The sequence below is a fragment of the Proteiniclasticum sp. genome, assembly GCF_032054185.1.
In the GTDB taxonomy this organism is placed as follows: domain Bacteria; phylum Bacillota; class Clostridia; order Clostridiales; family Clostridiaceae; genus Proteiniclasticum.
The window spans coordinates 19,784-36,524 of sequence record NZ_DAMBTF010000012.1 but is presented as its reverse complement, the minus strand read 5'-3'; the positions used below and the strand labels follow the sequence as shown (position 1 = coordinate 36,524).

Below are 16,741 nucleotides of genomic sequence, written 5' to 3'. Positions count from 1 at the left end.
GGAATAAGCAAAACTCCTTTCTCATGCCTAAGAAAGGAGTGTATAGGGATATGACTTTTATCGATAGAATCAAATCATTTTCTACCCAGTCTGATCGAATCGTCTTTTCTGAATCCGTTATAGAGCGATGTCCCGATTTCAATAAGTGTCATTACGCAGACAAAGGCTATGAGTCCGCTTATTAGAGCATCTATGCTGGTCAATCGGTTTACTCCAACATCTCCGATGATCTGATTGAGATCGTCTATGAATTCGGGATTGATGATATCTCCACTTAACAGGATCAGCGCCATAACACCAAGACTGATTAAGGCATCTACAGATGAGAGTATACCCAGAAGCTCATTCCATCTACCATAGATCAGTTTCAGTGTAGAGACGAATATGGAGAATGCTCCGGCTAGAAGTATGATGAACATATACCGGCTGACTGCATCTGCGTTGAATGCCCGAACAGGTTCCTGACCGCTTCTATAGATTGCAATGAGATCATTTCTGAATAGAAAAATATATATGGAGAAAATGGTAAACACTAAAGTGATAATCATCTCCACTTTTGAGATCTTTTTTCTGCTGACTGCCGGTATATCTTTAAGGCTGCTCACTTTGAACGGTTTATCTATGGAACTTCTGATTTCATCTATGGAGTCTGTTCTCTCGATGATGATGAAAAACAGAGTCACCCAGAATGCAAATCCCAGAAGCACGCTGAATATGGTTCCGAATCCACCGGCGATCACCGAAATGACATTACCTAGAGAGTTGATTTCTTCTCCCTGAGTCGCAAGATCGATGGCAAAAACAATTATCCCAAGCACCAGTGCAACCACCATAATGACCTTCATCACTTCGATGTAGGCGTGATACACTCTTGGTCCGATAATATAGTTGTCCTTGCCCATATAGGAGACCGCGAGGTCATATGGGCTACCCATTTCTTCCAGGACATGTACAATATTTTCCTCACTATGATCACCTTCAAGCATATCTTCGATGTTGGCTCTTAATTCTTTAGCAATCTCTTCCCGCTCTTTTTCAGGAAGATATTTTACGACTCCATAGACATATTTATCGATATGATTCATGATTCTTCCCCCTTCAATATTCTTTCCATGATGGAAACGGATTTTTCCCATTCATTGTTGAGCATCTCATATACATCCTGACCAAAAGTACTCAACCGATAGTATTTTCTGGGTCTGGATTCTGTTGTATCCCATTCACTGTCAAGAACTCCCTGTTTCTCCAGTCTTCGGAGCAAAGGATAGAGCGTGTTAGATTCAATGGGAATACCCTTCTCTACAAGCTTTTCCAGAAGTGAGTATCCATATTCAGGATTTCTCAGCTGACTGAGCACTGCAAGGGTCATGGTTCCTCTTTTCAGTTCGACAGTGAACGAACTGATAAATTCATCTCTTTTTTCCATTATCATCACCTGAACTTATTATACTGTACGTCACACAATATAGTCAATACTATAATGATTTAATTTCATTTTCACCGCAAAAAAATCCAGACTCTCGTCTGGACTCTTGCTTTGTGTATGGATTAATGATCATCATCAACTTCCTTGATTTCAAGGATATGATCATTATGCGCCAAGTCTCTCATCACCTGGTTAAGATTGAGTGAACGTGGAAGATTGATCGTATAGATACAGCTCTTTACACCATCGACTTCACTGGTCAGAAAACGCAGATTCACCATGTGGATATTCTGTTTTTCAAAGTACTCATCGATATAATCAACTGCTTTAGCTCTTTTGATAAAATCGACTTCCAGCTTGACATCTGCTTCTCCATGGAAAAGCTTGTGCTGTACTTTCTTAAGGGAAATCAGTACGATGACACAGATAATAAGTGATGCGATGCTGATCACATAATATCCGTATCCGATGGCAAGCCCCAATGTTGCAACAACCCAAAGGGTGGCTGCGGTAGTCAGGCCTTTAATGGATCCCTTGTTATGGATAATTGTCCCTGCGCCGAGAAAACCGATACCGCTGATAACCTGGGCACTCAGTCTTCCGTAGTCTGCGCGAAGAATATCCTTTAAGTTGGGATTGATCAATACCCTACGAATGATTTCTTCATTCATGTTCACTTGAATGAGAGCAATGACACATGCCCCGATACATACCAGGATATGTGTTCTGAAACCTGCCGGACGGTTTTTATATTCCCGTTCATAGCCAATGGAACCGCCGGCAAATACGGCAATGGCGAGCCGTAGAAGGATTTCTTCATAAGCCATTATTGCTCACCTCTTTTATAAACTAATGCTCATTATATCCTATTTCATCAGTTATGTAAACATTTACTCCGTTCGCCGCACATTGATAACAGCCGTTTCCCCAGATCTGTGTCCTGACTGATATAAACTTTTGATGCATTTTCTATTGTTGGAAACCGTAAACCCCAAACCATTAAAAATGAGCTTCTTATGAAACTCTTTCCTATAAGCGCTAATTCAGGATTTATGAAGACTATATCCAAACTACTTTGTAATCAGATCATCTATAAAATTATTCTTTCCGATTGAGAGCCTGTTTATATTTTTTATGTTTAAATAACTCAGTATGATATAGGATAACCCTGAAACGCCTATGATCAGACTACCGTTTACTGGGACTGTATTGACGTTGTCAACCAGCAGAAATGTAACTCCAGCTAATCCCAGAAAAAACACCAGTGATATAAACGAAGGGATGTGTTTTGCATAACCTTTCCGGACACTGAAAAGTGGTGTGACAATTCCTTCAGTGATGAATACGATTAATGTCATACCAAAGTAAAGAGGGAATATAATACTGCTTGATTCCCAGCTGAAACTGCTGTAGGCGCCTATGGATAAAAGACTGAAACATATAAAGAAATTGCCTGAGAGTTTAAGCAGAAACCCTGTGATAATTTCCCAGATACTTGGTCCGGCACTATTTTCAATAATATCCTTAACAAATCCGGTAAAATCACTGTTGACTGACTGCTCAAGACTGGATCCTCTAAGTTCCAGTTCCTGGGACATTCCAATTAGATCTCGTATAATCACCTGTGCATCATAAGAATTGATTTTGAAAATTGACATACTTTTCATGATGCTGTTTATGTTTTTTCTGTCCCCTTCTTTTAATGACATTAACTGTTTTGCATTTTCATTTTTCAGCAGTCTGACTTCACTTTTAAACATGGTTTCACTCTCCTTTTAATATTCGATCTACAGAATCTCTGACATCGTTCCAGACCATGATGAACTCTCTTAAAAACTCCTCCCCGATTTTTGTCATGAAATAATACTTGCGCTTGGGACCAAGCGGCGATTCCTTATAGACTGATGATATGATGCCCTTTTTTTCAAGCCTAACCAGTATCGGATAGATTGTTCCTTCCTTGACATCTTCAAACCCGAATCCCTGAAGCCTCGAGACAATTTCATAACCGTAGGTTTCTTCCATACTGATTATTTTTACAATACATCCTTCTAATGTTCCTCTGTTTAGCTGAGACTGATCAATCATTTTTTCACCTACCTTGTACTACCTAATAGCTTAACTACATTGTACAACCAAGTAGCTATGCTGTCAATATGATCATTTCTCTCTTTGTACTTTATTTCTCTATTCAATCGGATATCCTTTAAAACGAATTCGCTAAGCTGCACAGATCATCCAATTTTACTTTGCGGACCCGGTGAGCGGATCGTATCAAGAGCATCTGAAAATACGCATACTCATACCTGATGAGTCCATCATACGAAATAACGAAAATTCAAGCTAGAACCAGTAATAATTAGAATATTCAATCAACAATCTACTGGTTACGTATAACAGGCATTCTTAGACTTATATGCCCTCCCGATTTCTTGATAAATCCCCGCTTTTTCTATAAAATAATAGTATGAAGAGGAATAAACCTAATTAGGAGCAGTGATTCAGTTTAGGCATTCAGCTTCGAGAATTCTCCAATAGACTTTTATAACCTTAATTACACATAATCGACTATTTATTAAGTGTAATATCCGGTATCTGAAACGAAATTGGATGAATTCGATGGGTAACTTGTATGCAGAGTCTCGAGTCTATAAGAAGATGCTTAAAATGCATCGTGGTTAGACAAGAAACGTCAAGTTAAACCCAAAACAGAAAGGAGTGTACCATCATAAGTACACCAACAACCCAGACTCAGCTAGGATGGTTATTTGAATAATCAATTGCTTTATGTTTTATTTAGTCTATTGATTAAGAGAATGCCATCCTAGCACTGTTATGTCCGGAATAAACACAGTATAAAAGATATTCGAATTAAAACGGATGCGTGACCTTTAAAAAAGGAAACTGCATCCGTTCTTTTAATGTATATCTGATTAAGTCATTCTACTTCTGGCCGTAGGTTGCGATGAAATCACGAGCCAATCTTACAGCAACCAAGCTTCCTCCTCTACCTTTCACCTTCTCGATCATCACTGTTGTGATGAAAGGTTTTGCGGAATCCTTGTCGATAACAGAGAACCAGCCGATTTCTTCCCGGTTTGCCCCCTGGCCGACTTCTGATGTACCGGTTTTGCCATATAGAGAACGTCCTTCAATATAGGCTTCATGACCCGTTCCGTTTGGATCTGAAATTACATTCCCCATGTATCCAAGGACTTTCTCAGCTGTTTCTTCACTTACAACACCGGTTTCCACTACAGCTTTCTCATCCATAAACAGCTTAAGCTCTTTCATGGCTCCACTATCTGCGATGGCTGTATAAGCCTTAGGCAGTGTAAGCGAATGGAACAGTATCTGTCCCTGTCCGTAACCGGAATCTGCAAGAAGCATATCATTTTCCAGTGTTTCGTCATTTGTGATCTGTGATTTTTCGAATCCGAATCCCAGCTGATTTTCCTCACCCACACCAAATTTCTGCATACCTTTCATAAAGGCATCGGCACCCATATCAAGAGCCATCTGGGCGAAGAAGATGTTATCGGAATAGATAAATGCCTTCTCGATATCTACAGGCACACCAGGATCTGTCACTCTTGTTACGCTGTAATTTCCCCAGGAAGGATCAGCCTGCCAGTCTTTACCGGCGATATCAATCACTTTCCCCTCATCAAAACCTTGCGTCTCCAAAGCGATGGCTGCAGTCAGCGGCTTTATGGCTGAACCCGGTACATAACGTCTGGTGAAACGGTTCATGAGCGGATTTTTCGGATCATTAAGTAGAGCATTATATGAGGCATTGGAGTGTCCGAGAATAAACTGATTCGGATCATAGGAGGGAGAACTCACAAGAGCCTCCACTTCACCTGTTTCGTAGTTGACGACGGTTGCTGTACCCATTTCTCCGTTCATTCTTGCATAGAGTTCTGACTGTTTCTCAATATCGATGGTCAGCACAAGATCTTTCCCCTTATTGTTCATGAACGAGGAAAGGACTTCCTTCACATTGCCGTTCTCATCCACAAGAACCACTTCTGTACCTTTCTGCCCTCTCAGTTCTTCTTCATAAAGAAGTTCAAGTCCGGCTCTACCCACTCTAGTATCGATGGGAAAACCGAGAGGTTCAAGCTCTTTATACTCTTCGGCACTGACAAGTCCAAGATATCCGGTAAGATGTGCAGTTGCCGCTTTATAAGGATAGACTCGGTCTTTGACCACGCGGTAAATGATTCCTGGATACTGACTGATCAGTGAATCTACCCGATTCTTATCATCCATGGAAACTTTCAGCATATCCACAAAAGTGTTATCTTTCACCCAGCTGAGCCCAAGACGCTTATTGATATACTCCTGTGTCAGCCCGAAGGTATCCGCCATAGCCTTTATCGCTGAAGCTTTTCCGGCCCCGAGATTTCCGGGAACCATCCCCACCCATAGCACTTCTCCATTTATGGCGATGGGTTTTCTGTTCCGGTCAAAGATTTCACCTCTTAGGGGTCCAACTTCTCTTGTTTCTACCTTATCTGTTTTCTTGAAGTTCTGATAGACAAGATCTGGTGAAAATGAAACTTTATAATTGTCGTTTCCTTCTTCATCCTCTTCTCTTACGACTTTTACATCCGTACTGTAGCTGATTTCCTCCTCCTGAACTTTCATCATGAGATTCATTGGAATTCGAGCACTTTCTTCGCCAGATACCTTTCTTTCCATATCGAAATCATTCATTCTGCTTTCCATTTTCGCTTCCGTTATGGGAATGGATTCATAGATGCCTTCATAAATCGAAAGGTATTCTTCCTGTGTGATGGATTCTCTGCTTGTCGCATCAAGCAGACTATACATCTTTTCAAAATCCATAGATTCGTAAGCATCCATATAATCATACAGGGTACCTAAAGGATCATGTGACTCTTCCTCCTCGCATCCAGCAAGAATCAGAAATAACGGGATCATTATGATAAGCACGAAAATTTTCTTCATTCGTTCTCTCCTCCTCTGTCGCGTGCCAGTGATATGCTTGGTCAGATACGAAGCAGCTCCCGATACCATTTCGGGAGGGGTGAAGACAGATCTTCGTAGTCTTTAAGCGTAGCATGGATCATGTCATAGACAAAACCCAGACTCTCAGGTGAATGCTCCAGCGCCCAGGAAATGGATCCTACCGCATTGGTGAGTACATAGAGTTTCAGCAATGACCAGAACTTCTGGGGCGGTACGCCCTTGAAGTACCCATGAAGAATTCCTCTTGCGAATTCTCTGCTGAAGCTGCTGTTCATGGTCATACGGTCAAATTCCTGATAGGGATCTCCAAAATCATAGCGGTTGAAATCGATGATATAGAGTTTTTTATCCCTTATGATCATATTACCGAGATGATAGTCCCCATGCTGAAGAACAGTCGGTCGGTCATCCAGAAGATGCCTGCTGTTTTCAAGGTAGTCGATATGTTGATCAAGTTCGGGGATATTGTGACCGCTCTCTCTATAGGATTTGATCTTAGCGGTAATCTTCCGGTTGTAATAGGTGGAAAAATCGGGGTCTTTTCTTCCCGGTACACTATGGATATCCTTGAGGATGCAGCCTGCCTGTATACCCAGATCGTAAAGTTCAATCGGTGTGAGCTCGGAAAGGACGGATTTCAGATCCTCACCCTGCAGATAGCTGTATAGGATATAGGAAAATTCATCACTTATTCTGCCATAACCCACTGGTCTTATGATCTGCTCGTCCGGCGAAATCATAAGCATGGTCTCATACTCAGCTTTCTGCATCTCAAGAGATTTTCCTTTACAGAGTCTCAATGTATATGCTTTCGGTCCCTTTCTGAGGATATATTTCCGATCTTTGGACCAGCCTCCTGTCAAAGGCTCAATCTGATATCCCGGAAAGATTTCCTGAATTTGTGTGTGCATACCAGATCACCCCTTTTCTCATCGTATTCTGCATACTTTGTAATACCATTATATCATTCCTGTACATGGATATTCTTAAACCTTCTATGACAAATTTATTGCAGAGTATATATAACTCTGCATTATAATAAAGCTGCAGAAGTTTCCCTCTACAGCTTTTATATTGACTGGTTTACCTGTTAACCTCGGATCATCTTTTCACCGATGATGTCGGCAAGATCTTCCTCAGGGGTCGTGATCGGTTTAAGGTCGTAGTTCTGATGCAGGAAGTCATACACATTTCCTGAAACAAATGCAGGCATGGAAGGCCCGAGCCTTATACCCTGTACACCGACATAAAGCAGTGCAAGCAGATCCGCAACCGCCTTCTGTTCGTACCACGTGATGATAAGCGACAGAGGCAGATCGTTCACAGTGACACCGAGTTTGTCTGCAAGGCCCGCAGCAATCCTGATGCCCGAATAGGTATCATTGCACTGTCCGATATCCAGAACTCTTGGGAAACCGGCCACTTCACCAAATTCCAGTTTATTGAAACGGTACTTTCCGCATGCAAGAGTAAGAATGATGGAATCCTTAGGTGTACCTAATGCGAACCGTGTGTAGTAATCTCTTTCCGGTCTGGCACCATCACACCCGCCGATGAGGAAGAATCTGGAAATATCCCCTCTTTCTACCGCTTCAAGGATTTTATCAGATAGTCCAAGAGTGGTCTTATGACCGAATCCCACCAGAATTTCCTTGACCGGTTCGTCTTCAGGGAACCCGCCTAGGGCGATTGCCTGATCGATCATCTCGGTAAAGTCCTTGGTTCCGTCTTCCTTCTTAGGAATATGTCTTATCCCTTCCCATCCGACAACATTTGTGGAATAAATCCTGTCCACATAACTCTTCATCGGTCTCATGAGACAGTTAGTGGTCATGAGTATACATCCGGGCAGATCAGAGAATTCTTTCTGCTGAAGCTGCCATGGACCGCCATAGTTACCAACAAGATGCGGATACTTTTTAAGTCCGCCGTATCCGTGAGAAGGAATCATTTCTCCATGGGAGTAGACATTTACGCCTCTCCCTTCAGTCTGCTGAAGCAGCATATCAAGATCCTTCAGATCGTGACCGGAAATGACTACGAAAGGCCCTTTCTTCACATTGACATTCACCTTATGAGGTGAAGGCGGTTCGTAACTCTCGTTATTTGCGCGGTCAAGGGTCTCCATGACATTGTATGAGGCTTTTCCTGTTTCAAGAAGAAGTGCGATGTTGTCTTCCAGAGACATCGAATCATCTGTCAGACGGTCAAGTGCTTTGAAAATGAACCTCGATACATCTTCATTGACGTAACCGAGAAATCCCGCCTGATGAGCATAAGCAGAGATACCCTTCAGCCCGTATTTGATGATTTCCCTTACACTTCTGACGTCTTCATCGATTTTATCATTATAGAAAATCCTTGCACGGGTGGTATCAGCCATGATTTCTTCATAGGTTTCGCTCAGCCTATAGTTTGCCTCATCATTCAGAAGTTCTCCGTTGAATCTCATCCTGAGTTCTTCCTTGATTTCCTGAGATTTTTTCAGCTGTCTAAGGTGATCTTCAGGATCGAAATTCACGTTGGTCAGAGTCATGAAAAGTGAATCCTCCACAAACTCGATGAGGGAAGGCTCGAGACTTTGCCCCATATCCAGAAGCCTTGTGGCATAGTTTGATATACCTTTCAGCTGAAAGATCAGAAGATCCTGCATATTTGCGATTTCCGCGGTTTTTCCGCAGACACCCTGTATGGTGCATCCTGTACCTTTTGCCGTCTGTTCACATTGAAAACAGAACATTTTCGTATTCACACGTTCGTCCATAAATCTGCCCCCTTTAGTTTTATGCTCATATCATATCAAAAGATCGACAGACAATCCCGTGAAAACGATTATATTAACAGAAATCTAACATAATCATAATGAATTGTCGTAAAGATATCATTGATTCTGATCTTTTCTCGTTGTTCAGGCTCAGCACTTTTACCTTCAATACATTTTATAGAGTTCTTCCAGAGTTATATCCGGATTCTTAGCACCTTCCAGCATCACTTTCGTCATGTACCTGTGCACATCCTTGATCCTTTCCTTTGGGATCACATTGGACATGTATTCGTAATAACACTTCAGCCCTCCGGTTCCGTCCCCATCCATGATGGTAAGATAGAAAGGCTGAGAAACTGCGCCGTTGCTGTACCATCTCGACTCGATTTCGGGACCGTTTCCGACACTCATGGGTACTGGCTGGAAAGTCATAGAAGCAGAGCGGTATGACTGACCGGGTTTACAGGGCAGAAGAGATTTTTCCAAATCGAACATTTCCATCGGACTGAAATCCGCATGTCTGTAGAGTTCATTCTGCTTATCAAACAGCATCCTGCAGCCATCTATAAATTTGGTTTCTTTGGGCATAATGGTCCTGAAGTGGGCGAAGTGGACTCTTGTCCCACCGGTCATCTTTTCCTCAAGTGTTCCTCTTCTGGCCACGACATTATAAGTGCTGACATCTTCCTCATGACTGTTGACCTTGGCCAGATAGGTACGAAGTCCCATCTGGAACATCACTTGAAGACTCGGAAATCTGTTTTCCTCAAGAAATCTGTTCATTTTCTCGATATCTTCCTTATGTATCCAGTGCAGATCATGACCTGAAGTTGAACGAAGATAGAAGGCGCCGGCATATCTTGCATGTTCGTTACCTTTTTTCTTCCTGTATTTTTCAAGAACCTCACTTCCGTTGATATGCGTGAATATAGGTTCTCCGCAGCTGAATTCCCTTTTCCAGTATTCAAGAGATTTCTGATACTGCTCTGTCTGCCTGTACATGACCTCTTTTTTCAGCACTTCCTCATATGGTCTGACATCCTTGGGCATAGAAGTCCCATTCTTCATGGCATAGTAAATTTCCATGCAGTCCTTATAGAACATACTGATGGCCCAGGAATCCATAATCAGATGATTGATGACGCTGAAAATTCCGCCATAGCCTTCCGGTGTTCTGACAATGAAAAATCTCGCCATCGGCGCATCATAGATTTCCAGTTTTCTGGAGCCCAGTTTAAGGAATGTCTTCTCCATGGTATCTCGAGACTTTCCTGTAAAATTCAGTCTCTCGATACACTCCGCTTCCCGGGTTGTAAAATACTGTTTGGGTTCTTTGTCCTTAACAAGTCTTATACCGAAGCTGTCCCATCTCTTAATGCCTTTTCTTACAGCATCTTCAAGGACATCCAGATCCAAGGCTTCTTTCACTACAAGTGATGTAGGAATATTGACGATGGATTTGTGCATTGAGTATTTTCTCGATAGGAATATCGACTGCTGACTTGGTGTTAATGAGTAATAGGTTCGCTCTTCCATTTACTGAATCTCCTTTTCAATCATGCAATTAATACAACTGATACAGTTCCTCAAGTGTCAGTTCAGGATGCCTTGCACCTTCAAGCATGACCTTCGTCATGTACCTGTGCACATCTTTTATCCTTTCCTTTGAGATGACATTGGACATATATTCGTAATAGCATTTGAGTCCGCCAGTACCATCTCCATCCATAACGGTAAGATAGAACGGCTGCGCTACAGCACCGTTGCTGTACCATCTTGTCTCTATTTCAGGTCCGATTCCGATTTCCATGGGCACAGGCTGGAACGTCAGGGAACAAGCTCGGTATGACTGTGCCTGGTTGGCAGGCAGAAGGGATTTCTCGACCTTGAACATTTCCATGGGACTGAAGTCCGCATGTCTGTAGAGTTCATTCTGCTTGTCAAAAAGCATCTGGCACCCTTTCGCGAAAGTCGTTTCCGGTGGCATGATGGTTCTAAAGGCCACGACATGAGCTCTTGTCCCTCCTGTGGATTTTTCTTCAAGGGTTCCTCGTCTAGCAACGATGTTATGCATGCTCACATCTTTTTCATGATCGTTCACTTTAGCAAGATAGGTCCTGAGCCCCATCTGAAAAAGAACCTGAAGGCTCGGAAATCTGTACTCTTCCAGAAAGCGTGACAGAGTATCGATTTCCTCTTTGGAGATCCAGTAGAGATCGTGTCCTGAAGTGGATCTCAGATAGAAGCTTCCTGCAAACCTTGCATTCTCGTTCCCTTTCTTCTTCCTGAACTTCTCAATAACCTCGCTACCGTTGATATGGGTAAACATGGGTTCTTCCCTGCTGAACTCGGTCTGCCAGTATTCAAGAGCCTTCTGATACTGTGGCGACTGGCGGTACATCACCTCTTTTTTCAGCACATTCTCATAGGGCACAACATCTTTAGGAAATGCCGTGCCATTCTTCCGTGCATAGTAGATTTCTATACAGTCCTTGTAGAACATGCTGATGGCCCAGGAGTCCATGATCAGATGATTGATGACACTGAATATTCCCCCATAGCCTTCAGGTGTTTTCAGAATATAGAACCTGGCCATAGGTGCTTCATAGATTTCCAGTTTCTTTACGGCAAGTTTTGAAAATGTCCTTTCCATGGTTTCTCGGCTCTTTCCTGTGAAATCCAGTCTTTCGATACTTTCCACTTTTCTGTCCGTGAAGTACTGCTTAGGGCTTTCCTTGTCTTTGACAAGTCTCAGTCCGAAACTGTCCCATCTTTCAATTGCCTGTCTTACCGCATCTTCCAGAATATCCATATCCATTTCTTCCCGAATGATGAGCGAGGTCGGAATATTTATGATCGATTTGTGCATCGAATACTTACGTGAGAGAAATATTGTGTACTGACTGGGTGTTAGTGGGTAATAGGTTCGGTCTTCCATGATTTTTCTCCTTTACTGATGAGCAAGCTTTGCTACTCCACCGATTTCAGTGACTCGACCATCTTGATGTTTGTCAGCTTTCTATACATGAAGAGATTAACCAGTATGCCAAATATCAGCGTGATGAAGAACGAATAGATAAAACTCCTGCCGGAGATATAGTTTCCGAACATGACCCCATCCTGTTCAATGGATCCCATGATGGCACGATGAAGGAATATCCCGACAATGAGCCCGAAGATTCCGCCGATAAGTGTCAGAATCATATTCTCACGATATACATAGGCTGATACTTCGCGGTTATAGAATCCCAGAACTTTGATGGTGGCGATTTCCCTGAGTCTTTCACTGAGATTGATGTTGGTCAGGTTATAGAGGACAACAAAAGCAAGTAGAGCTGCGCAGATGATGATGGCAAAGACGACAGCATTAAGACTCACAACCGAATCCTCAAACTTTTCGGCGGCATCTCTGTAGTAGGCTACAGAGGCAACTTCTTCCCTATCAATGAGCGTTGTGCCAAGAGCGCTTTCCGCTTCACGGCTGTCCTCATATAGTCTGATGAAAAGAGCATTGTCATCCGGTTTCAGTCTGAAGATCTCCTCGTAGTAAACAGGATGGATATAGATATAATGGAAGACATAATTTTCCGTAATTCCTGAAATCAGAAGCTTTTTCATAGCCCCGTCTCCATTGTCCACTGAGATTGAGTCTCCCTTCGATACACCAAGCTCTTTGGCAAGCTTCTCGTTGATGACGATTCCGGTCTCAGGCAGACTGATGGCATCTCCTGATGCTCGTTCTCGAAGTCTGATGAACTTTCCGAATGCTTCCGGATCATATGGAGAGATCATGGTTACCGCGATATCCTCATCTCCTTTTACCGTGGCATTAAGCTGCGCCACCTGGATATAGGACTCTACAGCCTCATCCTCTTCAAGTGTTTCTCTCACATTTCTCCTGTCAAGTGTTGTGGATGTGGGTTCAAACTTCATATTGAGATTGTATGTGAAGATTTCCTGATACTGTTTCACCACGACCTTGCTGATGGAATTGCTGAGGCCAAACCCGGCGACAAGAAGTGCCGCACATCCTGCTATTCCTGTAACGGTCATGATAAAGCGTTTTTTGTATCTGAAGATGTTTCTCATGGTGACCTTCTGGGAGAATGAGAATCTGCTCCATATGGACGTCATTCTTTCCAGCAGGATCATTTTTCCGAAATAGGTCATTTTAGGTCTCATGAGCATTGCGGGTACTTCCTTAAGTGTCGATCTTGTGACCACATAAGCCGTCATCGTGGTGACCAGGAATCCGGCAAGAACGGTCAGAAAGATCAGAAGTGTCTGCCTTGTCTCAAGCATAGGCGGCAGATTATACATCATGGACCAGGAGTTGAAAATGATTTTCGGAAAGACCTGTATACCGATAATCGCACCGAGAATGCCTCCGAAGATGCTTGCGATGGCAGCGTAGTTCACATATTTGAAGGCTATGGCATTATTGCTGTAGCCAAGAGCTTTGTATACCCCAATGGAGGCTCTCTGCTCATCCACCATTCTTGTCATGGTGGTCAGGCACACGAGTGCAGCCACTGCAAAGAAAAATACAGGAAAGAGACTTGCCACTGCGTCCATACGATCAGCGGTTGCGGCATAGTCCGCATAGCTGTATAGCTTCATTCTGTCAAGGACATACCAGCTGGGTTTTTGCAGTCTTTCAATTTCATTTTCCGCTCTTATGATTTTTTCCCGACCGTCCTGAAGAGCTTTCTCTCCTTCAGCTTTTTTGATGTCAAATTCTTTTTTCGCCTCGTCATATTGAATCTTTCCGTCAGATAATGTCGCCTCTGCTGCAAGAAACTCTGCTTCAGCTGTTCTTTTTTCTCTCGCCAGCTCATTTTTTCCAGCCTGAAGTTCAGTTTCTGCCGCATTCAGTTTTACCCGGGCAGAATTCAGCTGAGTTTCGGCGCTCTGCATCTGAGACTGGGCATAGTCATTAAGACCCGTTATGGTGTTTATACCTTCCCCTGCAGCCATATACAGATCATCAAGTGATGCCAGCTGCGAAGAGAGTGACTCATACTCCTCGGGGGTAGTCGCTGCTGATAAGGAGGCTGCGATGCTTTCTCTTTGCGCTGCAGCATCATTCTGTACACCTTTAAGTGACTGGGATGCGCTGTCGAGCTGTGCCAGATCGTCTCCATATTCATTGACCGCATTATTGTATGCAGTACGCCCCGCATTATATTCCGCTTTGGCATCAGCTAGCTGCCTTTCTCCATCCCTTATTCGGGCTTCAGCATCTGCGACACGAACAGCGTAATTCTTCTTTTCTGTTTCAAGAGTTGCTTCACCTTCAACAATATCGTCTCTTGCGGCTGCAAGGGCGATTTCTCCATCAGCAATCTGCTTATTGTAGTTTTCCTCTTCTTCAGCAAGTTTCTTCCTGCCTTCTTCCAGCTGTTTCATCGCTTCCGCTCTGATCGATTCCAGTCTAAGAACCGCACGGTCAGATCCCATGTTTTCAATCTGATTTCTGACCACTTCGATTTTCTTTTCATACAGACTGGAGTAGGAGTTAAGCTCTTTCACGCCATCTACAGTCACAAGAAGCTCAAGAAACACAGGATAAAGAAATTCATCTTCTACGGTCATCATAAAGAAATTCACCTTACCGCTGCCGATGTCTGAAGAGTCCTTATCAAAAGTGAGATAATAAGGCGAAGCCGCCTTACCAACGATGGTGAATTCGGAACTTGCCAGTTTATCCGAAAGATCCTCCTTCTTTCCTGAAGAAACCTGGATTTTGTCTCCTATTTCAAGGCCCAGGTCCATATTCTGACTCGATTCGATGATACATTCGCCCAGCTTCTCAGGAAGTCTGCCTTCAACAATCTTAGGCATATTGATAAACTCTCTGTCCTTGGCATTGTTTGGAATGGAATGAATACGAAAAACCAGTTCAAGTGATCCGACAGTGGCGGTTACGTCCTGGAAATACGAAGGCGCGACCTCCTTTACCCCGTCAATCTCCTTTACCGCTTCCAGATCTTCCTCAACAAAACCCATGGTGGAAAGAAGCCTGATGTCCATCATGTTGTAGGCATCGTAATACTGATCGGCGGTATATTTCATGTTCGGCGCAGCAGTTTTGATTCCGGCAAAAAATGCAGACCCGATGGCTACTATGGTAAAAATGGATATAAATCTGCCGGGATATTTGAAAATCTGTCTGAATGCGTCTTTAAGGAGTGATTTTTTCATCTCTACCACTCTATCCTTTCAATTCCCAGAGGCTCCTTGTTTTCAATTACGCTGTCCACAAGACCGCTTTTTATTTTGATGACCTTGTCACCCATGGGAATCAGAGCCAGATTGTGTGTGATGACGACCACTGTGATGTCTCTTTTTTTGCAGGTTTCCTGAAGCAGCTTAAGAATTGCTCTTCCCGTCTCATAATCCAGTGCACCTGTCGGTTCGTCGCAGAGGAGTAGCTTGGGATTCTTTGCAAGAGCTCTTGCAATGGCGACTCTCTGCTGCTCTCCCCCTGAAAGCTGTGAAGGAAAGTTTTTCTTTCTTGATGAAAGACCGACACCTTCTATCACTTCATCGACATCAAGAGGATCTTTCCCGATCTGCGATGCAAGTTCGATATTTTCTTTAGCGGTAAGGTTCTGCACCAGATTGTAGAACTGAAAAACAAAACCCACATCATATCTCCTGTAGGAAATCATTTCCTTGGGCGACAGACTGCTGAGTTCCTTTCCGTATACCGAGACTTTTCCTGAAGTCATTGAATCCATACCGCCTAGAATATTCAAGATGGTACTTTTTCCTGCTCCGGATGCCCCAGCTATAATCACAAACTGCCCTTTTTCGATGGTGAAATCAATACCTGCCAGAGCTTCGATGTCGTACTCACCCATTCGATAGATTTTTTTGACCTGTTCAAATCTGATGGTGTTTTCCATAGTGTTTTCCATGATCGTTGCCATATGTTCTTCCACTGGATTGATCAGAGTATTTTCCATAATCTTTTCCATGACGCTCATCCTTCCTAGGGTATAGTCGTTTTTATTTCTCTTAGTTCCTCATCTGAAGCATCGGATCCTCTGAGCAGACAGACTGAAGTGATGAATCCTTCTGTTCCATCCAGAATGGTAAAGGCTGCAGATGGACGGTTGGTTATGATCTTATCTCGAAAGCCAGCAATCTTGAATTTTTTGACAGGATAGGAGAATCCGCAGCCTAGAGCTTTGATGTAGCTTTCCTTGAGTGTCCAGTATCTGAAAAAATCTTCATCCAGACTACCGTGTCTCTCCAGCACTTCTTGTTCCTCATCTGAAAGAATTCTCTTTGCCGCATAGGCGTCAAATTTCCTAAGATTCTCGATATCAATGCCCACTCGATTCCTCGACAGTATAACAGTGACCGCATGGGTGCAGTGGGCAATGCTGATCATAATCTCTCTGTTTTCTTTCAGACTCGGTTTTCCGGATATATTTCTGATCACTTCTTCCTCTATAATGCCGTATTCATTGATCAGTCCGATTCTCAGAAGTTTACGAGCCATTCTGCTCTGACTTTCGTAGGTCATAAGATCTTCCCCCCTT

Annotated in this window: 13 protein-coding genes; all 13 read right to left on the bottom strand. The window is 43.1% G+C overall.

Going from position 1 to position 16,741, the window contains the following annotated elements:
* Positions 1–74: 74 nt before the first annotated feature.
* Entirely contained in the window at positions 75–1,085 is a 1,011-nt protein-coding gene (locus RTX25_RS08380) for an HAAS signaling domain-containing protein (protein ID WP_312652664.1), read from the bottom strand.
* Positions 1,082–1,426, bottom strand: coding sequence for a helix-turn-helix transcriptional regulator (locus RTX25_RS08375; protein ID WP_312652662.1), 345 nt, complete (start codon positions 1,424–1,426; stop codon positions 1,082–1,084). Before RTX25_RS08375 ends, RTX25_RS08380 begins: the two co-directional genes overlap by 4 nt.
* 122 nt (positions 1,427–1,548) lie before the next feature.
* Complete coding sequence (locus RTX25_RS08370) at positions 1,549–2,253, bottom strand: MgtC/SapB family protein (protein ID WP_312652660.1); 705 nt, start codon at positions 2,251–2,253, stop codon at positions 1,549–1,551.
* A gap of 243 nt (positions 2,254–2,496) precedes the next feature.
* The gene (locus RTX25_RS08365) at positions 2,497–3,186 is read right to left on the bottom strand and encodes a hypothetical protein (RefSeq protein WP_312652658.1); all 690 of its coding nucleotides are present in this window, start codon (positions 3,184–3,186) and stop codon (positions 2,497–2,499) included.
* 4 nt (positions 3,187–3,190) lie between these two features.
* A complete protein-coding gene (locus RTX25_RS08360) occupies positions 3,191–3,514 on the bottom strand; it encodes a PadR family transcriptional regulator (RefSeq protein WP_312652656.1) in 324 nt (107 codons plus the stop codon).
* Positions 3,515–4,369: 855 nt separating this feature from the next.
* Entirely contained in the window at positions 4,370–6,403 is a 2,034-nt protein-coding gene (locus RTX25_RS08355) for a penicillin-binding transpeptidase domain-containing protein (RefSeq protein WP_312652654.1), read from the bottom strand.
* Positions 6,404–6,444: 41 nt separating this feature from the next.
* Positions 6,445–7,335: a phosphotransferase gene (locus RTX25_RS08350; protein WP_312652652.1), complete on the bottom strand. Its 891-nt coding sequence runs from the start codon at positions 7,333–7,335 to the stop codon at positions 6,445–6,447.
* A gap of 179 nt (positions 7,336–7,514) precedes the next feature.
* Positions 7,515–9,188, bottom strand: coding sequence for a hydroxylamine reductase (gene hcp, locus RTX25_RS08345; protein ID WP_312652650.1), 1,674 nt, complete (start codon positions 9,186–9,188; stop codon positions 7,515–7,517).
* Between the two features lie 165 nt (positions 9,189–9,353).
* Positions 9,354–10,724 (bottom strand): condensation domain-containing protein, encoded by a 1,371-nt coding sequence (locus RTX25_RS08340; RefSeq protein ID WP_312652648.1) that lies wholly within the window; start codon positions 10,722–10,724, stop codon positions 9,354–9,356.
* A 28-nt stretch (positions 10,725–10,752) separates the two neighbouring features.
* Positions 10,753–12,126: a condensation domain-containing protein gene (locus RTX25_RS08335; protein WP_312652646.1), complete on the bottom strand. Its 1,374-nt coding sequence runs from the start codon at positions 12,124–12,126 to the stop codon at positions 10,753–10,755.
* Positions 12,127–12,158: 32 nt separating this feature from the next.
* Complete coding sequence (locus RTX25_RS08330) at positions 12,159–15,392, bottom strand: FtsX-like permease family protein (protein ID WP_312652644.1); 3,234 nt, start codon at positions 15,390–15,392, stop codon at positions 12,159–12,161.
* Between the two features lie 2 nt (positions 15,393–15,394).
* Positions 15,395–16,099, bottom strand: coding sequence for an ABC transporter ATP-binding protein (locus RTX25_RS08325; RefSeq protein ID WP_312652753.1), 705 nt, complete (start codon positions 16,097–16,099; stop codon positions 15,395–15,397).
* Positions 16,100–16,185: 86 nt separating this feature from the next.
* Positions 16,186–16,725, bottom strand: a complete 540-nt coding sequence (locus RTX25_RS08320) for a 4'-phosphopantetheinyl transferase superfamily protein (protein ID WP_312652642.1) — start codon at positions 16,723–16,725, stop codon at positions 16,186–16,188.
* Between the last annotated feature and the right edge of the window lie 16 nt (positions 16,726–16,741).